The following is a 22,214-nucleotide window of genomic DNA, read 5'->3' as shown; positions in this document are numbered from 1 at the left end:
AAGGGTAGGCCCTGGCAGCGGCAGCGCCAGGCCCAGCCGCGAACAACCCATCAGGTACTGAACAAACGCCGTTCCCGCGCCCACACGATCGCTTCACTGCGGCTGTGCACATCGAGTTTGGAATAAACCGTTGCCACGTGGTTGCGCACCGTGTTCAGCGCCAGGTTCAGGCGCGCCGCAATCTCCTTGTCGGCCAGCCCTTCGCAGATAAGCGCCAGCACATCCCGCTCGCGGCGGGTAAGGTCGGTGAACGAGGCGTCGGGCAACCGGCCGGTGTTGATACGTTTGGCATTGGCCAGCTTCTCGATCAAGGTCTGGCTGAACCACGATGCATCCTGCATGACGGTCTCGATCGCCTCGACCAGTTCCAGCTCCGAGCGCTTGCGCTCGGTGATGTCCATCAGCACCAGCAGGTAGCACGGGGTGTCCAGCAGGCTCACGGTGTCGGCTTGCAGCATGCAGTCGAGCGGGTCGTCACCTTTCTTGCGCAGCTTCACATCCAGCGCCTCGATACGCCCGCTCTTTTCCAGCGCATCGAACACCTGCGCTGCCACCGCGCGGTCGGCAAAGAAGTCGATTTCGGCCACGGTTTTCCCGATCAGCTCCTGGGCGGTGTAGCCCAGGCTGTCGAGGAACGCTTCGTTGGCATCGATCAGTTGCTGCTTGTCGGCGCTGCACAGCAAGGTCGGCACCGGGCTCAGGCGAAACGCCTTGGCAAAGCGCTCTTCGCTCTGGCGCAGGGCGTTCTCCGCCTTGCGCCGGGGCTCCAGGTCGGTGAACGAAAACAGCATGCAATCCTCTTCGTGCATGTCCAGCGGCTGCCCGGCCACGATCACCAGCTTGGTGCCACCTTCTGGCAAGCGCAGCTCGGCCTGCATCTGCGGGATGGTCGCGCCTTCTATCAGGCGCTCGATCGCCAGCTCCTTGCGCTCGGCGTTTTCCAGCACGTCCACTTCATACACCGAGCGGCCAATGACGTTTTCCCGCACATGCCCGGTCATTTCCAGAAAGCCCTGGTTCACCTTGATGAAGCGCAAGTCGCTGAGGCGGCAGATAACGGCGGGGGCAGGGTTGGCGTTGAAGGTTTTTTCAAAGCGCTGCTCTGCGCTGGCCCACTCGGTAGCGTCGGCCAGTATCAGCACCAACGACTCGGCCTCGCCCTTGCTGTCTTCCAGCACCATGCTGCGCACCCGGTGTACCCGGCTGCGCGCCTCCTCATCGCCAACCGGCGAAACCTCGACCACGACATCGCTGAACACCTGCCCCGCCGCCACGCGGGCAATGGGGTACTGGTCGGCTTCCAGTGGATGGTTGTTGCGGTAGCGCAGGGCAAAGCGCTGGCGATAACCCTCGGCGTCACCGCCCAGCTGTTCCAGGCTGTCGACCCCGTGCATGCGCAGGGCGGCTTCGTTCGCCCAGATGATCGTCTGGTCCACTTCCAGCAGCATCACGCCATCCGAAAGCCCGGCAATTATCTGCTGCAGCTGGCGGCGGTTGGTTTCACGGGCAAGCACGGCGTCGCTCATGGGCGTCCCCCGGTCGGTAATGGCTGGTGTGGTGACTGGCGTTGAGCATAAACGCAGCAGGCACCGGCAGATTGGTGCCAATGCACTAGTGCGGGTGGGGCAGATGCATCAATACACCCTTGCATGGGACCCGCAAACTGGCCATGACGTTGCATCAGGCACCCGTGGCCGGTGCAGCCAGTTCCCATTGACGAGGATGCATAGATGACTGAAGCCTATGTAAGCACCCCGGCAAATGCCGTGAGCCCGCTGCGGGTGTCGTGGAGTGCAGTTTTCGCCGGGGGGGCCATTGCCTTGGCTACCTACCTGGTACTCAGTGTGCTGGGCACCGCCATCGGGGCCGGGGCCGTTGACGCGATGGCCGATGGCAACCCGCTGCGTGGTTTTGGCACCGGTGCGGGGGTGTGGTTGTTCGTCAGCACCCTGGTTTCGGTCGCCGCCGGTGCCTGGGTTGCCGGCCGCACGGCGCCGGGCCGCGGTGGCCTGCATGGCCTGTTGAGCTGGACGGTGACCACATTGCTGGCGACCTGGCTGCTGGCTTCGCTGGCCGGGGGCGTGGTCGGCACTGCCGGCAATATTGCCGGTAAAGGCCTGTCGCTTGCCGCGGATGGTGTGGCTGCCGCCGCACCGGCAGTCGGCCAAGGCATCAAAGAGCGCCTGGGTAAGCAGGGCATTTCGCTCGACTGGGACAGCCTGGAAGCGGAGCTGAACAAGACCCTGCAGCAGTCCGGCAAGGCCGAACTGAACCCGTCGAACCTGGAGCAGCAGGCCGATCAGGCGCAGGCGCAGGGTGAGTCGGCGGGCCGTATTGCCGCCGAGGACCCGACCCAGGCCGTTGACCAGCTCAAGCAATGGTTCGACCGGGTACGCAAGGCCGGTGAGCCTGCGCTGAGCGCGGCAGACAAGCAGGCCCTGGTCAACATCGTGGCGGCGCGCACGGGCAAGAGCCAGCAGGAGGCCCAGCAGATCGTGGATAACTATGCCCGTGCCTACCAGCAAGCCGCCGAGCAGGTGCAAGTGCTGAAAGACCAGGCAGAGCAACAGGCGCGTGAAGCTGCCCAGGTAGCGGCCAGCAACGTGTCCAAAGCCGCCTGGGGCACGCTGGTAACCCTGCTGCTTGGCGCTGCCTTGAGCGTTGTGGCAGGCCGCTTCGCCCTGTCGTCACGCAAGACCCGGGTCGTGAATGTGTGATCACCCGCCCAGGTCTGCCCGTTTCACTGGTGTAACCCCAACCCACATGTACGGATGTCGTTGAAGGAGAAAAACCATGAGCAGCACGTCTGACAAAGTCAAAGGCATGGCCAACGAAGTGGTTGGCAAGGTCAAGCAAGCCGTCGGTAAAGCGACTGGCAATACCGAGCTGGAGGTAAAGGGCAAGGTGCAGGAGAAAAAGGGTGAAGCCCAACAAGTGGTGGGCGATGTGAAGGACGCCGTCAGCAAGGACTAGCCGACTGTCGCCCCACCCACCAGCGGTCGCCTTCGGGCGACCGTTCTTGCATGTGCCCGCTGCGCCCAGGCACTGCTCAGCGCTGGTACGCCTTGCCGAAGTGCCGTTCCAGGCGCGCTTGCACCAGCTCCAGCAGAATCGACAGTACCCAGTAGATGATTGCCGCGGTGGTCAGCATTTCCAGGTAACGGTAGCTGGAGCGCCCGTACGACTGGGCCAGGAACATCACTTCCCACACCCCCATCACCGAAATCAGCGATGAATCCTTCAGCATCGAGATGAACTGGTTGGCCGTGGGCGGAATGATCACCCGCATGGCCTGGGGCAGCACGATGTAGCAGAACGTCTGCGGCGGGCGCATGCCCAGCGCCAGCGCCGCTTCGCGCTGGCCGCGCGCCACGCCGAGAATGCCGGCGCGGAAGATTTCACTGAGGTAGGCGCCGTAGTTCAGCGACAACGCAATGATGCCTGCGCTGATTGCGCCGGGCACTAGGCCGACCTGTGGCAGGCCCAGGTAAATCAGCAGAATCTGGATAAGCAGCGGCGTACCGCGGAAGAACGACGTGTAGAAACTGGCGATACCGACCAGCACCGCACTGCCGGACAAGCGCGCCAGGGCTGCGGCAAAGCCCAGCAGCACCGAGACCACCATCGAGCACAGGCACAGGAACAGGGTCAGCGCTGCGCCTTGCAAAAAGCCGTTAGGGCCCAGTTTGAAGCCGGCGAGGTTGGGGAACTTCTCCACAATGATCGCAAACTTCAGGTCGAAGCTGAGGAAGAACGCCACGAACAGACCGAACAGCGCCAGCCAGGTCAGCAGCAGCCGGGTGCGAAAGCCGAACAGGCTGGCGCCCGTGGCTTTGGCCGCGGGCTTGGGGGAAGAAGGGAAGGTGCTCATTTGCTGATGTCGGCGCCAATCCATTTCTGCGACAGCTTGGCCAGCGTGCCATCGGCTTTCAGTTCGGCAAACACCTGGCGCACCTTGGCATCCCATTCAGGGTCGCCTTTTTCGATGGCCACCGAGTTGGGCTCTTCATACAGTGGGGCACCGGCCAGCTTGAAGCGCTTGTCCTGGGTCAGGCGCGGCTGCGCGGTCACCAGGTTGGTAAGAATGGCATCCAGACGCACGCCCGCGCCCAGGCCCAGGTCCTGGAAAGCGACGTTGTCGGTGTCGTAAGGCGCAATCTGCACAAAGTCGAAGGGGTAGTCGATCTTCTGGTCTTCCTTGCCTTCGATCACCAGGTTCTTGTTCAGGTAGCTCTCGTAGCTGGAGGCGCTGGTCAAGCCTACCTTGCGTCCATCCAGGTCCTTGGCCCCATGAATGCGCTCATCCTTGGCATTGACCACGATCACCGCCGGCGATGCGTAGTATTCCACCGGGAAGTCGAACACTTCGGCGCGGGCTTTGCTGGGCGTCATCGAGCAGATGCAGATGTCGTAGCGGCCGCTCCAGCGGCCGGCGGCGATCACGTCCCACGACGGGGTTTCCAGGCGCAGCTTCACGCCAAGCTTGTCGGCCACAGCCTTGGCCACATCCACGTCGAAGCCGTCGAGTTGGTTCTGATCATTGAGGAAGGAGAACGGCGGGTAGCTCTCCATCAACACGTTGACCATTTCCTTGCGCGATTCAACCCGCTCCAGCGTGGTGCCTGCCAGGGCCTGGGACGCAGTGGCGAGGAACACGAGGCCCGCGCCGAGCACAGTAGAAAAGCGCATGTACATACCTGAAAAGTTTGCCAAAAAAGAGAAAGTGTATTTAATAGTTATAAACCTTTCTCTCATAATGAATTTTATTCATAAATACCTTCAGAGTAGTTATATGACACAGCGCGCGATGGTTATTCTCGACGGGGGCATGGGCCGTGAACTGCAGCGCAGCGGCGCACCGTTTCGTCAGCCCGAATGGTCGGCGCTGGCGCTGACCGAGGCGCCCGAGGCCGTGGTGGGTGTGCATGCGGCGTTCATTGCCGCGGGTGCCCAGGTCATTACCAGCAACAGCTATGCGGTCGTGCCGTTCCACATTGGCGAGCAACGTTTTGCTACAGAAGGCCAGCAACTGGCCAATACCGCCGGCCAGCTGGCGCGTCATGCCGCCGATAACGCTGCACACCCGGTCAAGGTAGCGGGTTCGCTGCCACCGCTGTTCGGCTCTTACCGCCCTGACCTGTTCCAGCCTGAGCGGGTCGAAGAAGTATTGAAGCCGCTGCTCGCCGGCCTGGCGCCACACGTTGATCTGTGGCTGGCCGAAACCCAGAGCGCCATCGCCGAAGTACGAGCCATCCATGCGCACCTGCCCGAAGACGGCCGCCCGTTCTGGGTGTCGTTCACTTTGCAGGACGAGGACGTGGATACGGTGCCGCGCCTGCGTTCCGGTGAGCCGGTGGCTGATGCCGTGCAAGCGGTAGTCGGGCTGGGCGCCGCAGCGGTGCTGTTCAACTGCAGCCAGCCGGAAGTAATCGGCGCGGCCATTGACGTCGCCCGTGCCGTTATCGACAAGCAAGGGGCAGGGGTGGCCATCGGTGCCTACGCCAACGCCTTCCCCCCGCAGCCCAAAGAGGCTACCGCCAACGACGGGTTGGACGAGCTGCGGGAAGACCTGGACCCACCGGGCTACCTCGCCTGGGCCAAGGACTGGCGTGAACGCGGCGCCAGCATGGTGGGCGGCTGCTGCGGCATTGGCCCCGAGCACATTGCCGAGCTGAAGCGTCACCTCGGCTGACAGGTTCAAAGCCTTCTGTACGGCAAGCGAAGCGGCTGAGTTTTGGAATTGCTGGAACTGACGGTAAGGTTTCAGCATCTTCCATGCATCATGCGCCACGGGCAGTCGTGTTCGGACTGCCCAATGATGGAGCGCAGCGCTGAACGCCCGAAGGAGTAACGCCTATGCCTGAAAACCAGAAACGCAGGAGCACCATCAACCCACCTGTCTTTTTCACCAGTGCAGTACTGGTGCTGTTACTGGTGTTGTACGCCACAGTGTTCCAGGCGCATGCCCAAAGCGTCTTCGAGCATGTTCAGCAGTGGATCGTTACCAATGCAGCCTGGTTCTACATCCTCACCGTCGCACTGGTGCTGATCAGCGTCGTCTTCCTGGCCGTAAGCCGCTATGGCGACATCAAGCTGGGCCCGGACCATAGCGAGCCCGACTACCCCAATAAAAGCTGGTTCGCCATGCTGTTCTCTGCCGGTATGGGCATCGGCCTGATGTTCTTCGGTGTGGCCGAACCGGTGATGCACTTCATCAACCCGCCCGTGGGTGACCCCAACACGGTGGCCGCCGCCCGCGAAGCCATGAACATCACCTTTTTCCACTGGGGGCTGCATGCCTGGGCGATCTACGCCATCGTGGCGTTGATCCTGGCCTACTTCAGTTTCCGCAACGGGCTGCCGCTTACCCTGCGCTCGGCGCTGTACCCCTTGATCGGCGAGCGTATCTACGGCCCTATCGGCCATGCAGTGGACATCTTCGCCATCCTGGGCACGGTATTTGGCGTCGCCACCTCGCTGGGCTACGGCGTGCTGCAGATCAACAGCGGGCTGAACCAGTTGTTCGGCCTTCCGATCAGCACCTCGGTGCAGGTCATTCTGATTGCGGTTACCTGTGCACTGGCCACGCTGTCGGTGGCCAGCGGCCTGGACAAGGGCATCCGTATCCTGTCGGAGCTCAACCTGGGCCTCGCGGTGGTCCTGATGCTTTTCGTGCTGGCGGTAGGCCCTACGGTATTCCTGCTGCAGGCCTATGTGCAGAACACAGGGGCCTACCTGTCCGATATCGTCAACAAGACGTTCAACCTGTTTGCCTACGAACCCACCGACTGGATTGGCGGCTGGACCTTGCTCTACTGGGGCTGGTGGTTGTCCTGGTCGCCCTTCGTGGGGCTGTTCATTGCGCGCATTTCCCGTGGGCGCACCATTCGCGAGTTCGTTTGCGGCGTGTTGTTCGTGCCGGCCGGTTTCACTTTGCTGTGGATGACGGTGTTTGGCGATTCGGCCATTCACATGATCCTGCACGGCGGCATCAAGGACCTGGCCGCGGTGGTCGACCAGGACAGCTCGCTGGCGTTGTTCGCGTTCCTTGAGCACTTCCCCTGGTCGACAGCCATTTCGATGGTGGCGGTGCTGATGGTCGTGGTGTTTTTCGTCACCTCGGCCGACTCGGGCGCCTTGGTGGTGGATATGCTGGCTTCGTCCGGCAGGGGCCATTCACCACTCTGGCAGCGCGTGTTCTGGTCCGTCAGCATGGGCGCGGTGGCCATTGCCCTGCTGCTGGCCAACGGCCTGAAAGCACTGCAAGCGGCCACGATTGCCAGCGCGTTGCCGTTCGCGATCATCCTGCTGTTCTCCATCTGGGGGTTGTTCAAGGCCCTGGGGCTCGACGCCACACGGCGTGGGCTGCGCACCCAGGCATTGCCAGGCCAGCGGCAGGGCCGTCAGAACCACGGCGGCTGGCAGCGCCGCTTGCGCAACATCGCCATGATGCCGCGCAGGGCGCACGTTACCCGCTTCATCGCCGATGTGGTCAAGCCCGCGTGCGAAGAAGTGGCGCAGGAACTGCGCAAACAAGGCTATGAGGTGACCGTGGATGAGCGTGAAGACGGCCGCATCACGCTCGAGCTTTCCCATGCCGGTGAAGGGCGCTTCAAGTACGAGGTACGCCCCCGGGCATTCAATACGCCGAGCTTCGTCATGCGCGACGCCGATGACAACAGCGATGCGCGCAAATACTTCCGGGCAGAGGTGTACCTGCGCGAAGGCGGGCAGGACTACGATGTGATGGGCTGGAGCCGTGAGGATGTGATCGGCGACATCCTCGACCAGTACGAGCGCCACCTGCATTACCTGCACGTGGTGAGCTGATGCCGTTTACGTGCGGGCGATCGCCGGAATCGCCCGCACGTAGACCAGCTCGCAGACCAGCTCGACCAATGTCTGGGTAATCACCGCCGCTGCCGCCAGCGTGCGCCACTGCTCTGGCAAGGCGAGCGCCAGCGGCAACACCACCAGCGAGTTGCGCGTCGCCGCACTGAACATCACGGCGCGCTTCTGCTGTGCCGGCAAGCCCAGCAGCCTCGCTGTTGCCCAGCCGATGGCCGGTGCCACCAGCGCAAAGCCCAGGTAAACCGGCACTACGGGCAGCAGTTGCGGCAGGTCGTGCAACACGATCCGGATCTGTGAAGCGATCACCACGAACAGCACCAGTGCCATCGCCGGTACGGGCATCCAGGCCCAGGCATCGTTCCATCGGCTCACCCCCCGCCACTTGCCGACCAGGGCACTGGTCCACACGGCCAAGGCCAACGGCACGACGATCATCGCCACGAACGCCTGCACGAAGGGCCCTATCGCCAGGTTCAACGGCTGGCCATCGTCGAGCATGAGCGCCAGGTAAAACGGCAACAGCAGCAGTTGCAGCAGCAACAGCACGGGGGTGGCGGCCAGCATGAGCCGCGCATCGCCTTTGCCCATGTGTGTGAACACCACCACGTAGTCGATGCAGGGTGCCAGCAGTACCAGCAAGGCGCCTGCCAACAATGCCGGCTGGCCCGTCAGCCCGCGGGTCAGGGCCCACACCAGCAAGGGCACCAGCACGAAATTGGCCAACAGCAAGGCAACCATGAACCGTCGATTGGCCAGGCTCGCGCGCAGGTCCAGAAAGGGTATCTGCAAGAACATGGCGTACATCAGCACGGCGATGGCGGGTGTGATCAGCACTTCCAGCACTGAAGCACCCGCACCGGCGAAAAGGCCGAAAGCGCAGGCCGCCAGCACGGTGGCGAAGTAGATGAGCGTTTGCCGGGTTTCGAGTTGGTCTCTGGTCAAGGCGCTACCTGCTGAAAAAAAAATGGCAGCGCCGGTCTTGCAATGCGGCGAAGCGCGAACGTGCTGCGCCGCAAGCCATATGTAAATCCGGCGCGCAAAAAAACCCGGCATTGAGCCTAATGCCTGTCAGTTAAGCGTTACTGGGGCTGCTTTGCAGCCCTTCGCGGGCACGCCCGCTCCCACACGTTTGGCGCTGAACTCAAGAGATGCGCGATCCCTTGTGGGAGCGGGCGTGCCCGCGAAGGGTCGCAAAGCGGCCCCAAATTACTTAACTGACTGGCATTAGGCCTCGAGCCGGGCTTTTCCTCTGGCGATCAGCGATCAGTTGCCGTAAACCGGCAGCTTCTTGCAGATGGCCTTGACCTTTTCACGCACGGCATTGATCACCGCTTCGTTGTTCAGGTCAGCCAGGATGTCGCAGATCCAGCCAGCCAGTTCCTTGCACTCGGCTTCCTTGAAGCCACGGGTGGTGACGGCTGGGGTGCCGAAACGCAGGCCCGAGGTGACGAACGGCGAACGTGGGTCGTTGGGTACCGAGTTCTTGTTGACGGTGATGTAGGCTTTGCCCAGGGCAGCGTCCGCATCTTTACCGGAGATTTCCTGCTTGATCAGCGACAGCAGGAACAGGTGGTTCTGGGTACCGCCGGATACCACGTCGAAACCTCGCTCGATGAACACTTCGGCCATGGCCTGGGCGTTTTTCACGACCTGCTGCTGGTAAGCCTTGAACTCAGGCTGCAGGGCTTCCTTGAAGCAGATGGCCTTGGCGGCGATGACGTGCTCCAGCGGGCCGCCCTGGGCGCCAGGGAACACGGCGGAGTTCAGCTTCTTCTCGATTTCTTCGTTCTTGCGCGCCAGGATCAGGCCGCCGCGTGGGCCGCGCAGGGTCTTGTGCGTGGTGGTGGTGACCACGTCGGCGAACGGTACCGGGTTCGGGTACACGCCAGCGGCAACCAGGCCGGCAACGTGAGCCATGTCGACGAACAGGTAGGCACCCACCTTGTCGGCGATAACACGGAAGCGGGCGAAGTCCAGCACTTGCGAGTAGGCGGAGAAGCCGGCAACGATCATCTTCGGCTTGTGCTCGACAGCCAGGCGCTCAACTTCGTCGTAGTCGATCAGGCCGTTGCCGTCGATGCCGTACTGGATGGCATTGTACAGTTTGCCCGAGGAGCTTACCGAAGCACCGTGGGTCAGGTGGCCACCGTGGGCCAGGCTCATGCCCAGGATGGTGTCACCGGCCGACAGCAGGGCCAGGTAGACAGCAGCGTTGGCCTGGGAGCCGGCGTGCGGCTGAACGTTGGCGTAATCGGCACCGAACAGCTCTTTGGCACGGTCGATGGCCAGTTGCTCGACGACGTCGACGTACTCGCAACCACCGTAGTAGCGCTTGCCTGGGTAGCCTTCGGCGTACTTGTTGGTCAGCACCGAGCCCTGGGCTTCCATGACAGCCGGGCTGGTGTAGTTTTCCGAGGCGATCAGCTCGATATGCTCTTCCTGGCGCAGGGCTTCTTGCTGCATGGCTTCGAAGAGCTCGGCGTCGTACTTGGCAATGGTCAAATCACGGCTGAACATGGCGGTCCTCAAGGATCGGGGTAGTTTGGGGGGGCATTCTAACCGATTGATTCGCGGCTGGCATATGAAGTGGCGTCAAGTCGCGGACCAATGGGTCTCATGTTGCATCCCGCGCCGTGTCTGGGCTGGGCTGGGATTGGAGTTGACTCTGAAGTCCGGTTTCTGGGGGCGTTGCGCCCCATCGCCGGCAAGCCGGCTCCCACAAGTTTGCACATGGCCGGAAGTTAATGCGGTCGGTGTGGGAGCGGGCCCGCCCGCGAAGAACCCGGCGCGGTGGCTGGCACCGGCTACGCCGGTGTTCGCGGGCACGCCCGCTCCCACAAGGTCCTCCTGAATCAATAGTTGCGATGAGGCCAGTGCAGGCAGCGTCAATGGAACATGAACAACGTCTCGTTGGCGAACTGTGCCTCGAACTGATGCGCCGGCATCGGGCGCCCGAACAGGTAGCCCTGCACTTCGTCGCACCCGTGCTCGCGCAGGAACTCCAGTTGCTCGTGGGTTTCCACGCCCTCGGCGATGACCGCCAGGTTCAGGCTGTGGGCCATGGCGATGATCGCCCGGGCAATCTGCGCGTCCTGCTCGCCTTCGGGCAGGCCGTCGACGAAGGTTCGGTCGATCTTCAGCACGTCGATAGGGAACTGCTTGAGGTAGTTCAGCGACGAGTAGCCGGTGCCGAAGTCATCCACCGCAATGCTCAGGCCAAGGTTCTTCAGGCTGGCCAGTATCTGCAGCGCCTCGTTCACCTCACGCATCAGGATACTCTCGGTCAGTTCCAGCTCCAGGCACGCCGGCGGTAGCCCGCATTCCTCGAGGATGGTGGCAATCCGGGTGCCCAGCTGGCCATCGGAGAACTGCCGCGCCGAGATGTTCACCGAGACCTTCGGCACCCGCACCTTGGCCTTGTGCCAGGCCTTGAGCTGGCGGCTGGCCTCGCGCAGCACCCAGTCGCCCACATCCACCACCAGGCCCAGTTCCTCGATCACCGGGATGAAGTCGCCGGGCGGCACCAGGCCGCGGGTCGGGTGCCGCCAGCGCAGCAGCGCCTCGGCACCGGTCAGGCGTTTGCCATCGCCACTGAACTGCGGCTGGTAGTACAGGATGAACTCGTTCTGCTCCATGGCGTGGCGCAAGTCGCTTTCCAGCTCCAGGCGCTCCAGGGCGCTGGCGTTCATCTCGGCTTGGTAGAACTGGAAGTTGTTCTTGCCGCGTTCCTTGGCGTGGTACATGGCGGTGTCGGCGTTTTTCATCAGCTGGCTCAGCTCGCTGCCATCCTGCGGGCTGAGGGCGATGCCGATACTGGCGGTGACGAAGAACTCGCGGTTTTCCAGCACGAACGGCCGCACCAGGCTGGCAAGGATGTTCTCGGCCACATGGATGGCGCGGTTCAAGGCCATTTCCCGGGTCGCGCGCGGTTGCAGCAGCAAGGTGAATTCGTCGCCGCCCATGCGCGCCACGGTGTCGTCGTCGTCCACGCAGGCCAGCAGGCGCAAGGCCATGTCCTTGAGCATGCGGTCGCCGGCGGCATGGCCAAGCGAGTCGTTGATCGGCTTGAAGCGGTCGAGGTCGAGGAACATCAGCACCACCCAGGCCTTTTGCCGCTCGGCCTGTTGCAGGGCGTTGTACAAACGGTCCTGGAACAGCGTGCGGTTGGGCAGGTGGGTGAGGGCGTCGTAGTAGGCCAGGCGGTGAATGCGTTGCTCGCTGGCCTTGCGCTCGCTGATGTCGGTAAAGAAACACACGTAGCTGGCCAGGTCGCCCTCATCGTCCAGCACTGCGGTGATGCCGACCCAGGCCGGGTAGTGGTCGCCGTCACGGCGCTTGAGCCACACCTCGCCCTCCCAGCTGCCGCGCTGGTGCAGTTGCTTGACCACGTAGCGCAGGTGGCTTTCCTGCTGTTCGTCGACCGTGAGCATGCTGGGCAACTGGTCGAGCACGTCGCTGACGGCGTAGCCGCTGACCCGGCTGAACGCTTCGTTGGCCTGGACGATATAGCCGGCCGGGTCGGTGATGAGAATCGCCGAGGTCGAGTGCTCGAATACCGTCGCGGCCATGCGCAGGTCTTTTTCTGCGCGGCGCTGCTGGCTGATGTCGCGGCCGACCCCCAGCACACCTTCGAAGCGCTGGTCGTCGTCCCACACCAGCACCAGGCGCAGTTCGATCGGGATCTTGCGGCCATCGGCGCGCAGGCAGTCGAACAGGAACAGCTGGGTCGGCAGCTGGCTGCGCAGCTGGGCCAGCTGCTCGGCGTCGCCCATGGCCTTGCTGACCCGTTCCATCAGGCTGTAGATGCCGGTGAGCTGGGCCGGGTTGGCGATGATCGACTGCCAGCCGTTGGTGAAGATCCACTCGGCCTGGTAACCCAGCACGCTCTGCACCGACGGGCTGACGTAGTTGAGCTGGAGCAGGCTGTCGGTGGAGAAGATCACGTCGCTGATGCTTTCGGCCAGCATGCGGTAGCGCTGCTCGCTGTCACGCAGCGACTGGCTGGCCTCGATCTGTACGGTGACATCCTTGCCAACGCCGATGATGCGCGTTACCAGACCTTCGGCGTTGCGGGTCAGTACCTGCTCACGGATGTCGTAGCAGCGCCAACTGCCGTCCCGGTGGCGGAAGCGCAACTGACAGTGCAATTGCTGGTCGTGGCCATTGTTCCGCTGTTGCTGGCGCAAGGCCTGGTAGTGCGCGGCGTCTTCGGGGTGCAGCAGCAGTTCCCAGAAGCGCTCGCCCATGTGTGCCAGCTCGGTACGGTCGTAGCCCAGTGTCTGGCCGAGGTGGCGGTTGCTGAAGATCATCCGCTGGCTGAGCACATCCTGCACATACAGCTGGTCGGGTACGGTGCGCACCACGTCGGACCAGAAGCTTTCGCGCTCCAGCAGCGACAGTTCGACCTGCTTGCGGCTGGTGATGTCGCTGATGCTCAGGATCACCGCCTGGTAGTCACGCCGTTGTTGCGGCAGGCGCGCCATCAACCACAGGTGCAACTCGCCACCCAGCGGTGACGGCAGGCGTACTTCCAGCTCCAGCACCTGGCGCTGTTCGATCAGCGCGTCGATCAGTTGCATGCCGATGCTGTCGCGGCCATCGCCGGTGCCGTCGATCAACCGCTGCCAGGCGCCTTCATGGCAGTCGATGTTCAGTAACTGGCGGGCCACCTGGTTGACTTCGGTGATCTTCAGTTCCAGCAGCAGGGACCGGCGCAGGCCTGGATCCAGGGCCAGGCTGTGCTTGAGTGCGGCGCGGTTGCGCAGGTGGTAGCGGTCCAGCTGGCCCGGCAGGCTCGACAAGTCGAGCACGCACAGGGCCACGCCGGTGCCTTCGAAAATTTCCTGGTAGCGCCGGCGGTCTTCCTGCAGCGCACGCTGGCGCCGGCGCATGTTGATCAGGGCCAGCACCGGCAGCAGGGCGCAAAACAGCACCAGCAGGCATTTGCCGATCAGCGCCGGCAGCAGCTTCTGTTGCATCAGCTTGGCGTCGAACAGGCCGCGCAGTTGCCAGGTGCTGTTGTCGATGAAGGCCAGCATCACGCTTTGCAGCGGGTCATCGCTGGTAGCGGTGGGGGCATGGCGCTGCAGCACTTCGCCAGTGCGGCTGTTTTCCAGCAGCCATAACGGATGGGTGCCGCTGTCCAGGTGCAGGGTGAGCTCGCGGTAGTAGTCTGGCGACAGGCGCAGCAGCCAGTAGCCGCGTTCCTGCTCGGTGGCCTGGCGCAGCAGCATGTACAGCGTGTGGTTGTCGGGCGAATTGGTGAAGAAGTACGCACGCCCCTGGTTCAGCGCCAGCAACTCGTCCAGCCACTGCCGGTCCGGGCTGCCGGCCAGGCTGTCGGCGCGCAGCTGCCCGGTGCTGTCCAGCCAGGCCAGGCTTTGCAGGTCGGGCAGGCGCTGGCGCAGGGTATCCACCAGGCTGGGCATGGCTGCGGGCGTCGGCGGGTTGATGTAGGGCTGTACCACATTCAGCGCCTGCTGGGCCTTGAACGCCATGTTCAGGTTCAGGTGGTCGGCCATTTCCACGCTGGCATCCAGGCTCTGCGCGCGCAGGTCGGCCTGGGTGTGGTTGAACTGGGCGAACAGTTGCCACAGCAGCAGGCCCAGCAGGATCAGGGCCAGCAGCGCCAACGTGCCCTTGATCGACCCGCGCAGGGTAGAGGCGGATGCTTCAGGCGCGGAACGCAGTGACGACGGGTGAGTAAGATTGATCAAGCGCTGATCCTGCGATTGGGCTGGCGATGGCAGGGACGAAACGTGCACGGCATGTACCGGTGTCCGGCAGTCACACCGTGGTGGCGCACTATAAGGCCGGACAGCCGAAACCGGCTAGCATGCCTACGATTATGGCAAAGTGCCAGCCATCTGGACCGATGGCGACTGCCCGCCGGTTCGGCAAGCCCCTGCAACCTGTGCGAGAATGCCGCCCGCTTTACATGACAACGCATCGGAGATGTTCGCTTTTGGTTACTCACTTTTCCTCCAATGGCCTCGATTCCGCCTGTGGGCGTAGCAGTCAGACCCTTGTCAGCACTGCCGTGACCGAGGACGTATCCTGCAAGTCTTGCCAGCGTTCGCTGAGCAAACCTGAAGCGGCCAGTTCGGCCAAGCCCAAGGCCCCGTCGCTGGCTGAACTGCGCAAGACCGCCAAGGCGGCAGCGCCGGCAGTGGCTGCGGCCCACAAGCCTGCAGCCAAGGTGGTCAGCACTGCCCCTGCGGCCGCCAAACCCGCGAATGTTGCCGAGCAGCAGCCTGCCCGCAGCAGTGGCTTCAGCGTGAAGTCTGCCTGGGCCGCGCGCCTGGCCGAGCAGGGTGACCGTTGCCGGTTGCCGCGTGGCAAGGCCCGGCAGCGTCACGTCTGAGCCATCTCGGCAGCGGTGCCGCCCCTTTCGCGGCTAAAGTCATGAAAGGGCCGCCACAGGCAACACATTTCCCCATAGATCACACCGTTCCCTGCCCACCATCGCCCCGCCTATGAAACGCCGTGCGATGGCGTAGAATGGTCGCCTTTGTTCAATTACACCCAAACACACATCTCCCTGGTCAGCGCGCCAGGGCGATCGTCGATGTCTTTACTTACCTGATTAGAGGGCTTGGTTTTGGCTCAATACGTCTACACCATGCATCGGCTGAGCAAGGTCGTGCCGCCGAAGCGGGAAATTCTCAAGAACATTTCCCTGTCATTCTTCCCAGGCGCCAAGATTGGCGTGCTCGGCCTGAACGGCGCCGGTAAGTCGACCCTGCTGCGGATCATGGCGGGCGTCGACAAGGAATTCGACGGCGAAGCCCGTCCGATGCCCGACATCAACGTGGGCTACCTGCCCCAGGAACCGCAACTGGACCCGAGCAAGACGGTCCGCGAAGTGGTCGAAGAAGCGGTCAGCGTGATCAAGGACGCCCAGGCCCGCCTGGACGAGGTGTACGCTGCCTACGCCGAACCAGATGCCGACTTCGACAAGCTGGCCGCCGAACAGGCCAAGTTGGAAGCCATCCTGCAGGCCGCCGATGGCCACAACCTGGAGCGCCAGCTGGACGTCGCTGCCGACGCCCTGCGCCTGCCGGCCTGGGACGCCCGCATCGAGCACCTGTCCGGTGGTGAGAAGCGCCGTGTGGCCCTTTGCCGCCTGCTGCTGTCGGCCCCCGACATGCTGCTGCTCGACGAACCAACCAACCACCTGGACGCCGACTCGGTGGCCTGGCTGGAGCGCTTCCTGCACGACTTCCCGGGCACGGTGGTGGCGATTACCCACGACCGTTACTTCCTCGACAACGTCGCTGGCTGGATCCTGGAACTGGACCGTGGCGCCGGCATCCCGTACGAAGGCAACTACTCGGGCTGGCTGGAAGCCAAGTCCGAGCGCCTGGCGCAGGAGTCCAAGCAGCAAAGCGCCCATGAAAAGGCCATGAAAGAGGAACTGGAATGGGTGCGCAAAGGCGCCAAGGCCCGCCAGTCCAAGTCCAAGGCCCGCCTGCAGCGCTTCGAAGAAATGCAGTCGCAGGAATTCCAGAAGCGTAGCGAAACCAACGAGATCTACATCCCGGCCGGCCCACGCCTGGGTGACAAGGTCATCGAGTTCAAGAACGTCACCAAGGGCTATGGCGACCGCGTACTGATCGACAACCTGTCGTTCGCCATGCCAAAAGGCGCGATCGTCGGCGTGATCGGTGGTAACGGTGCTGGTAAGTCCACCCTGTTCCGCATGCTGATGGGCAAGGAACAGCCGGATTCGGGCAGCATCGAAATCGGCGAAACCGTGCAACTGGCTTGCGTCGACCAAAGCCGCGAAGACCTGGACGGCAGCAAGACCGTGTTCCAGCAGGTGTCCGACGGTTCCGACATGATCAAGATCGGCAACTACGAGATCCCGTCGCGCACTTACGTTGGCCGTTTCAACTTCAAAGGCGGCGACCAGCAGAAGTTCGTCAAGGACCTGTCCGGTGGTGAGCGGGGTCGCCTGCACCTGGCGTTGACGCTGAAGGAGGGCGGTAACGTCCTGCTGCTCGACGAACCGTCCAACGACCTGGACGTGGAAACCCTGCGTTCGCTGGAAGAAGCCCTGCTGGACTTCCCGGGCGCCGCGATCGTGATTTCCCACGACCGTTGGTTCCTGGACCGTGTGGCGACCCACATCCTGGCGTACGAAGACGACTCGAACGTGGTGTTCTTCGAGGGTAACTACACCGAGTACGAAGCCGACCGCAAAAAGCGTCTGGGTGACGCTGCTGCCCAGCCGCACCGGGTACGGCACAAGAAACTGGCCCAGTAAGCCAGTGTCTTGATGCACAGGAATGGGGCCCTTGGTGGCCCCATTTTTGTGCCTGACGTTTACGGGTGTGGCTGTTTGAAGGCCAGGATTGCGGCTTTTTTTGTATACACTTATATAAAACGCACCAAATAAATTCAGAAAAACGACATGTCGCCCTGTTCCGGTGCGATTGCTTCTTGGTACATTCCCGAAAAACCAATAAGTCCAAAATCTTCGGTGAGATGTCTACCATGTTCGAATCTGTCGACAGTTTCCTCGCGCGCCTGCAACAGCGCGACCCAGGCCAGCCCGAGTTCCACCAGGCAGTGGAAGAAGTGCTGCGCACGCTATGGCCTTTCCTTGAGGCCAACCCTCATTACCTGCAGTCCGGCATCCTGGAGCGTATGGTCGAGCCGGAGCGTGCGGTGCTGTTCCGCGTGTCGTGGGTCGATGACCAGGGCAAAGTGCAGGTCAACCGCGGCTACCGTATCCAGATGAGCAGCGCCATCGGCCCGTACAAGGGCGGCTTGCGCTTCCACCCCTCGGTCAACCTCAGCGTGCTGAAATTCCTGGCCTTCGAGCAGGTCTTCAAGAACTCCCTGACTTCGCTGCCCATGGGCGGTGGCAAGGGCGGGTCGGACTTCGACCCCAAAGGCAAGAGCGACGCCGAAGTGATGCGCTTCTGCCAGGCGTTCATGAGCGAGCTGTACCGCCACATCGGCGCCGACTGCGACGTGCCGGCCGGTGACATCGGCGTGGGTGCCCGCGAAATCGGCTTCATGTTTGGCCAGTACAAGCGGCTTGCCAACCAGTTCACGTCGGTACTGACCGGCAAGGGGATGACCTACGGTGGCAGCCTGATTCGCCCCGAAGCCACCGGCTACGGTTGCGTGTATTTCGCCGAGGAAATGCTCAAGCGCCAGGACAAGCGCATCGACGGCCGTCGCGTGGCGGTGTCGGGCTCGGGCAACGTTGCCCAGTATGCCGCGCGCAAGGTCATGGACCTGGGCGGCAAAGTGATCTCCATGTCGGACTCCGAAGGCACGCTGTATGCCGAAGCCGGCCTGACCGATGCCCAGTGGGAAGCACTGATGGCGCTGAAGAACGTCAAGCGGGGCCGTATCAGCGAGCTAGCCGAGCAGTTCGGCCTGGAGTTCCGCAAGGGCCAGACCCCTTGGAGCCTGGCATGCGACATTGCCTTGCCGTGCGCCACGCAGAATGAACTGGGCGCCGAAGACGCCCGTACCTTGCTGGCCAACGGCTGTATCTGCGTGGCCGAAGGCGCCAACATGCCGACCACCCTGGAAGCGGTGGATATCTTCCTGGAAGCCGGCATCCTCTATGCCCCGGGCAAAGCATCCAACGCCGGCGGTGTGGCCGTGTCTGGCCTGGAGATGTCGCAGAATGCCATGCGCCTGCTGTGGACTGCCGGCGAAGTGGACAGCAAGCTGCACAACATCATGCAATCGATCCACCATGCTTGCGTGCATTATGGTGAAGAGGCGGATGGCCGGGTCAATTACGTGAAAGGTGCGAACATCGCCGGCTTTGTCAAAGTGGCGGATGCGATGTTGGCTCAGGGCGTGGTTTGATCCGGGATCGCAGGGGGCCGCTTTGCGGCCCGTCGCGATACAAAGCACCTCACCCTTCAGCGATCACGTCAGTCACTTCGATCAGCAATTCCCCAACCGGCCGCTGCCACACCACCTCATCCCCCGGCCCCGCCCCCAGCAAGGCCCGCCCCAACGGCGACCCCCAGTTGATCAGGCCGCGCCCGGCATCCGCCTCATCCTCGCCCACCAGCCGTACCTCATGCGCCTGGTCTTGCGCGTCGACAAAGCGTACCCGGCTGCCAATCTGCACCTTGCTGTGCGACGTCGCGGGCGGTACCACCTGGGCGCTCTGCACCCGCGCGCTGAAGTACCGCAGGTCGCGCTCGGTATCGGCCAGCCGCTGCTTGTCCACACGCTCGCCCTGCGCCTGCAGGTCGCTGCGCAAGGCATTCAACTCGGCCACACGTTCCTGCAACTGGCGCAGGCCGCTGGCGGTCACATAGTTGGGTTGCTCACTGACGCGCCGCTCTACCGGTTGATCGGCCTGGGCGGCGGCCTGGTCCTCATTGACGAATGCTCGGCTCATGCAAGGCCTCCTTGTGCAGAAGACCATCATGGCAGGCCGCGGGTTTAAAGAAATGTCCGTTAACGACCTCAGTCGTGGCGATAGGCCTTGGCGGCGCCACGGTCCTTTTCCTGCTGCCACTCGCGGTCGCGCTGGTCCCAGAAGCGCTCGTGGTACTGGCGCTGCTCTTCAGTGTTCTGCATGGCCTGGCACTGGCGAAAGCCATCGTCCCAGCCGGTTTCGTACTGGCGCTCGTGCAGGTAGCGGGGTACGTCCTTGCGAAAGTCGCCGGCCATGGTGCCGGCGGCCTGGTGGCCACTGCTGCAACCGTCCTGAAAGCCATCGGCATAGGCAGGGGGATAGCCGTTGGCGAGCATTTGCTCGTGGGTGGTTTCACAACCTGACAGCAACAACGCAATGCACACGCCGAACCAGTACCGTGACATAACCACCTGACCCTCCCGTCGATAGGGGCAAGTCTAGGTGGCGATTGGTCGGGTTGGTGTCAAAACAGTGTCAAAGCGTTGGTTGGGCCACACTGTTGCCTGTGCAGGCAACCCGCAATCTTCAATAGTGGTACCACTTCAGCTCCAGCATCACCTCATTCTGCGCAGTGGCCAGGTGGCTGAACTCACGCGAAGCACTCAACCTCACCCCTAGGTTCTGGCTGATTTCCCATTGCTGGTTCAGGCTCAGGCTGCGTCGTACTTCGCCATTGGTGAAGTAATCACCTTTGGCCTCCAGGGTCATGTTGCCCAGCCCGTTGCGCCACAGCAGCCCGCCATTGAACCCCGCGGCCGGGGCAATGAATTCGGCGAAGTCGTTGTGGTGTTCGACCCGCACCGTGCCCAGGGCAAAACCGAGCAAGCCATCGGCCAGTTGCCAGGTGCCGCCGGCGCCACCATTCACATGGCTTACCAGCACCTCGTCATCATGCTTGCCGGGTACCCGCTCCAGGCCGCCAGCCACTTGCCATGACCAAGGCTTGAGCAAGGCGTTGCGTGGGGTCAGCGAGCGGATGGTGGCCAAGTCCAGGCGTTGTACCTGCCAGTCGTTGCCTTCGTACTGGCGCACCTTCAATTGCAGGATTTCGATCTGGGCGCCCAGCGGGAAGCCATAGGCGTTGTCGTTCAGGTCGTGGTAGGCCATGCGCAGGCCATACTCGGCGTAGGCACGGTCCTCGCGGGTGCCCACCCCCAGTTGCCAGGTCCGTGAGTCATGGCCGTCTTCGGGCAGGCCGGGGCGCTCTACCTGCAGCGGCGGGGGCGGGTTGCCGTTGATCGCCCGCAGCAGTTCGAAGCTGCGCTTGGCTTGGCCCGTGTCACGTTCCTGACCGTTGGCACGGTAGCGCTCGAGGCGATAGGCGGCGTCCTGCACCAGCGCCTGGCGCTCGCGGGGCAGCGCCTTGAACGCAGGGCTCTGCAGTTGCGCGGTGTCGGCGCTGACCGCCAGCACCTGTTGCTTTTCGTTGTGGTCCAGCGGCTCGGCGCGGGCCAGCAGCTCACGTTCGCGCGAAGGGCGGTAGGTTTCGCTGGCGACCAGGCCGGACTGCTTCACGGCCTTGACCGTGTCGGTGGGTATAGCGGTCAGCGGAAACTGCGATGTCAGGTCCAGGCTTGGGCGGGCCACCTGCAGCAGTTCCAGCAGGCGGTACGAGCAGTTTTCGTCGAAGAAGAAGTAATCGAACTGAATCTGCTTCAGTTCCCACACATGCTCGACCATGCGCCCGGTTTCCTGTGGGGTCAGGTCCAGCTGGTATTCCCACAGGTCGCGGTTTTCCAGGCTGCGGTATTCGGAGAGCTTCTCTTGGTAGGGCATCAGCGCGAACAGCCCCGGGTAGCCGCCCATCAGGCCTTTCCAGGCATACAGGATGCTGTTGTCGCTGCCTTCGATGTAGGCGCCGAAGTTGATCGCGTAGCTCAGCAGCGTGGTGTCGTCGCTGCGGGTAGTGGACTGGTCGATGCGCAGCAGGGTGTGGCCGAACATCGACGAGGGGCTGTTCAGGTAGGCCGCCGGGAAAATCAGCGCGGCGCTGTGCGGGTCGACCGATTTGTACCAGGTGTTGAACGCCTGGCAGTCCGGTTGTGGCAAGCCTTGCAAATTCAGCTGCTCACGCAGCCAGCGGGTGCGTGCGGGGAATACGCACTGGGCATGTTTGTCGCCGAGGCTGGTCGGGGCGTACAGGGCTTGCACCGTGGCTTGCAGCTCCTGGTCGGGGTGGTGCGCACCGTCTTTGGCCAGGAAGAACGCGTCATCGTCCACATAGCTGCGCCAGCCGCCGAGCTTGGCGGTTTCGTAATGACCCAAGGCAATCCAGTAGGGGGTATTGGCCAGTTGCTGGAGGCGGCCTTGATCCAGCACAGGGGCGGCGTGAACAGGGGCGCAGACACACAGCGCGAGGGCAGCGAAGCGTTTGAGCATATCGGGCAACTACTTCTGAACGATGCCGAAAAAGGCGAAACCCGCCCCCGAAGGGGCGGGAGCTGCAGCTTAGGCCTCGGTAGCGTATTTGGCCAGGCGTGGGTCGCCCTTCAGTACAGCGAGGGTGTTGCTGTGGACAGTTTCAGCGGTGACGTCGGCGCTGCTGAAGATCTGGTTGAAGTGCTGGTGGGTGACCGAGTTGAAGTAGCCACGGTCTTCCGGGGCCACGCCGAGTACCACGGCATAGGTGGTCAGTGCTTCACCTTGGCCCATGGCCATGTCTTCGGAAAGCTCGTTCATCATGCCGTTCATGGCGAACCAGGACTTGCCGCCGTAGGTCAGCGAAGCCTTGGTCGAGCAGCCGTTGGTGCCGGAGGTCATACCGAAGGTGGCGTTACCAGAGGTGCCGTTGGTGGTGGAAGCCAGGAAGTGAGCCGGCGTGCCGCGCTGGCCCTCGAACAGCATGTTGCCCCAGCCGCAGTTCGGGCCGCCTGGCGCTTCTGCCATGGCGTTGAGCGAGACCACGGTGAACAGAGTACCCAGAAGAATCCGTTTCATAGCTTTTTTCTCTTTGTCA

The 22,214-nt window shown here is 62.9% G+C and carries 17 protein-coding genes; 7 read left to right on the top strand and 10 right to left on the bottom strand.

Annotated features, from left to right (window positions below; all coding sequences use genetic code 11):
- Positions 1–50: 50 nt before the first annotated feature.
- Entirely contained in the window at positions 51–1,526 is a 1,476-nt protein-coding gene (locus tag QME24_RS12645; protein ID WP_280091821.1) for a PAS domain S-box protein, read from the bottom strand.
- A 204-nt stretch (positions 1,527–1,730) separates the two neighbouring features.
- Here QME24_RS12645 and QME24_RS12640 point away from each other — a divergent pair, with 204 nt between their 5' ends.
- Both QME24_RS12640 and QME24_RS12635 read left to right on the top strand, forming a co-directional pair.
- Entirely contained in the window at positions 1,731–2,717 is a 987-nt protein-coding gene (locus QME24_RS12640) for a hypothetical protein (protein ID WP_009686079.1), read from the top strand.
- Between the two features lie 76 nt (positions 2,718–2,793).
- Positions 2,794–2,973, top strand: coding sequence for a CsbD family protein (locus QME24_RS12635; protein WP_029884902.1), 180 nt, complete (start codon positions 2,794–2,796; stop codon positions 2,971–2,973).
- A gap of 76 nt (positions 2,974–3,049) precedes the next feature.
- Here QME24_RS12635 and QME24_RS12630 read toward each other — a convergent pair whose 3' ends face one another.
- Positions 3,050–3,871 carry an amino acid ABC transporter permease gene (locus QME24_RS12630; RefSeq protein WP_029884901.1) on the bottom strand — a complete coding sequence of 274 codons (822 nt, stop codon included), beginning with the start codon at positions 3,869–3,871 and terminating at the stop codon, positions 3,050–3,052.
- On the bottom strand, positions 3,868–4,689 hold the full coding sequence (locus QME24_RS12625) for an ABC transporter substrate-binding protein (RefSeq protein WP_054903899.1): 822 nt from the start codon (positions 4,687–4,689) through the stop codon (positions 3,868–3,870). Before QME24_RS12625 ends, QME24_RS12630 begins: the two co-directional genes overlap by 4 nt.
- A gap of 118 nt (positions 4,690–4,807) precedes the next feature.
- On the opposite strand from QME24_RS12625, the gene QME24_RS12620 reads away from it, so the two are divergent.
- Together QME24_RS12620 and betT are read left to right on the top strand one after the other, a co-directional pair.
- Positions 4,808–5,692: a homocysteine S-methyltransferase family protein gene (locus QME24_RS12620; RefSeq protein WP_232892572.1), complete on the top strand. Its 885-nt coding sequence runs from the start codon at positions 4,808–4,810 to the stop codon at positions 5,690–5,692.
- A gap of 164 nt (positions 5,693–5,856) precedes the next feature.
- A complete protein-coding gene (betT, locus tag QME24_RS12615) occupies positions 5,857–7,830 on the top strand; it encodes a choline BCCT transporter BetT (protein ID WP_280091820.1) in 1,974 nt (657 codons plus the stop codon).
- Positions 7,831–7,836: 6 nt separating this feature from the next.
- On the opposite strand, the gene QME24_RS12610 is transcribed toward betT, so the two are convergent.
- From QME24_RS12610 to QME24_RS12600, 3 genes are all read right to left on the bottom strand, one after another.
- The gene (locus tag QME24_RS12610) at positions 7,837–8,793 is read right to left on the bottom strand and encodes a bile acid:sodium symporter (protein ID WP_280091819.1); all 957 of its coding nucleotides are present in this window, start codon (positions 8,791–8,793) and stop codon (positions 7,837–7,839) included.
- Positions 8,794–9,114: 321 nt separating this feature from the next.
- Entirely contained in the window at positions 9,115–10,368 is a 1,254-nt protein-coding gene (gene glyA, locus QME24_RS12605; protein WP_280091237.1) for a serine hydroxymethyltransferase, read from the bottom strand.
- Between the two features lie 368 nt (positions 10,369–10,736).
- Entirely contained in the window at positions 10,737–14,567 is a 3,831-nt protein-coding gene (locus QME24_RS12600; RefSeq protein ID WP_192441652.1) for a bifunctional diguanylate cyclase/phosphodiesterase, read from the bottom strand.
- 248 nt (positions 14,568–14,815) lie between these two features.
- Here QME24_RS12600 and QME24_RS12595 point away from each other — a divergent pair, with 248 nt between their 5' ends.
- The 3 genes from QME24_RS12595 (at position 14,816) to gdhA (ending at position 18,690) form a co-directional block, all read left to right on the top strand.
- Entirely contained in the window at positions 14,816–15,214 is a 399-nt protein-coding gene (locus tag QME24_RS12595) for a hypothetical protein (RefSeq protein ID WP_029884888.1), read from the top strand.
- Between the two features lie 237 nt (positions 15,215–15,451).
- The gene (gene ettA / locus QME24_RS12590) at positions 15,452–17,119 is read left to right on the top strand and encodes an energy-dependent translational throttle protein EttA (protein ID WP_009686092.1); all 1,668 of its coding nucleotides are present in this window, start codon (positions 15,452–15,454) and stop codon (positions 17,117–17,119) included.
- Between the two features lie 230 nt (positions 17,120–17,349).
- Positions 17,350–18,690 (top strand): NADP-specific glutamate dehydrogenase, encoded by a 1,341-nt coding sequence (gdhA, locus tag QME24_RS12585; protein WP_232892561.1) that lies wholly within the window; start codon positions 17,350–17,352, stop codon positions 18,688–18,690.
- 49 nt (positions 18,691–18,739) lie between these two features.
- Here gdhA and QME24_RS12580 read toward each other — a convergent pair whose 3' ends face one another.
- The 4 genes from QME24_RS12580 to QME24_RS12565 form a co-directional block, all read right to left on the bottom strand.
- The gene (locus QME24_RS12580; RefSeq protein WP_029884886.1) at positions 18,740–19,237 is read right to left on the bottom strand and encodes a GreA/GreB family elongation factor; all 498 of its coding nucleotides are present in this window, start codon (positions 19,235–19,237) and stop codon (positions 18,740–18,742) included.
- Between the two features lie 68 nt (positions 19,238–19,305).
- The gene (locus tag QME24_RS12575) at positions 19,306–19,662 is read right to left on the bottom strand and encodes a hypothetical protein (protein ID WP_009686095.1); all 357 of its coding nucleotides are present in this window, start codon (positions 19,660–19,662) and stop codon (positions 19,306–19,308) included.
- A gap of 121 nt (positions 19,663–19,783) precedes the next feature.
- Complete coding sequence (locus tag QME24_RS12570) at positions 19,784–21,637, bottom strand: DUF4105 domain-containing protein (protein WP_280091235.1); 1,854 nt, start codon at positions 21,635–21,637, stop codon at positions 19,784–19,786.
- Between the two features lie 69 nt (positions 21,638–21,706).
- Entirely contained in the window at positions 21,707–22,195 is a 489-nt protein-coding gene (locus QME24_RS12565) for a DUF3015 domain-containing protein (protein ID WP_009686097.1), read from the bottom strand.
- Positions 22,196–22,214 lie beyond the last annotated feature (19 nt).

It is taken from the genome of Pseudomonas sp. PARCl1, from assembly GCF_947311875.1.
In the GTDB taxonomy this organism is placed as follows: Bacteria; Pseudomonadota; Gammaproteobacteria; order Pseudomonadales; family Pseudomonadaceae; genus Aquipseudomonas; species Aquipseudomonas juntendi.
This window is presented reverse-complemented; position numbering and strand designations above follow the sequence as displayed.

Excerpts from the sequence above, each read along its gene's own strand:
- QME24_RS12565 (WP_009686097.1), bottom strand. The coding sequence starts at position 22,195 with ATGAAACGGATTCTTCTGGGTACTCTGTTCACCGTGGTCTCGCTCAAC.
- QME24_RS12630 (WP_029884901.1), bottom strand. The coding sequence starts at position 3,871 with ATGAGCACCTTCCCTTCTTCCCCCAAGCCCGCGGCCAAAGCCACGGGC.
- QME24_RS12635 (WP_029884902.1), top strand. The coding sequence starts at position 2,794 with ATGAGCAGCACGTCTGACAAAGTCAAAGGCATGGCCAACGAAGTGGTT.
- QME24_RS12640 (WP_009686079.1), top strand. The coding sequence starts at position 1,731 with ATGACTGAAGCCTATGTAAGCACCCCGGCAAATGCCGTGAGCCCGCTG.
- betT (WP_280091820.1), top strand. The coding sequence starts at position 5,857 with ATGCCTGAAAACCAGAAACGCAGGAGCACCATCAACCCACCTGTCTTT.
- QME24_RS12575 (WP_009686095.1), bottom strand. The coding sequence starts at position 19,662 with ATGTCACGGTACTGGTTCGGCGTGTGCATTGCGTTGTTGCTGTCAGGT.
- QME24_RS12570 (WP_280091235.1), bottom strand. The coding sequence starts at position 21,637 with ATGCTCAAACGCTTCGCTGCCCTCGCGCTGTGTGTCTGCGCCCCTGTT.
- QME24_RS12625 (WP_054903899.1), bottom strand. The coding sequence starts at position 4,689 with ATGCGCTTTTCTACTGTGCTCGGCGCGGGCCTCGTGTTCCTCGCCACT.
- QME24_RS12580 (WP_029884886.1), bottom strand. The coding sequence starts at position 19,237 with ATGAGCCGAGCATTCGTCAATGAGGACCAGGCCGCCGCCCAGGCCGAT.
- QME24_RS12620 (WP_232892572.1), top strand. The coding sequence starts at position 4,808 with ATGGTTATTCTCGACGGGGGCATGGGCCGTGAACTGCAGCGCAGCGGC.
- gdhA (WP_232892561.1), top strand. The coding sequence starts at position 17,350 with ATGTTCGAATCTGTCGACAGTTTCCTCGCGCGCCTGCAACAGCGCGAC.
- glyA (WP_280091237.1), bottom strand. The coding sequence starts at position 10,368 with ATGTTCAGCCGTGATTTGACCATTGCCAAGTACGACGCCGAGCTCTTC.
- QME24_RS12645 (WP_280091821.1), bottom strand. The coding sequence starts at position 1,526 with ATGAGCGACGCCGTGCTTGCCCGTGAAACCAACCGCCGCCAGCTGCAG.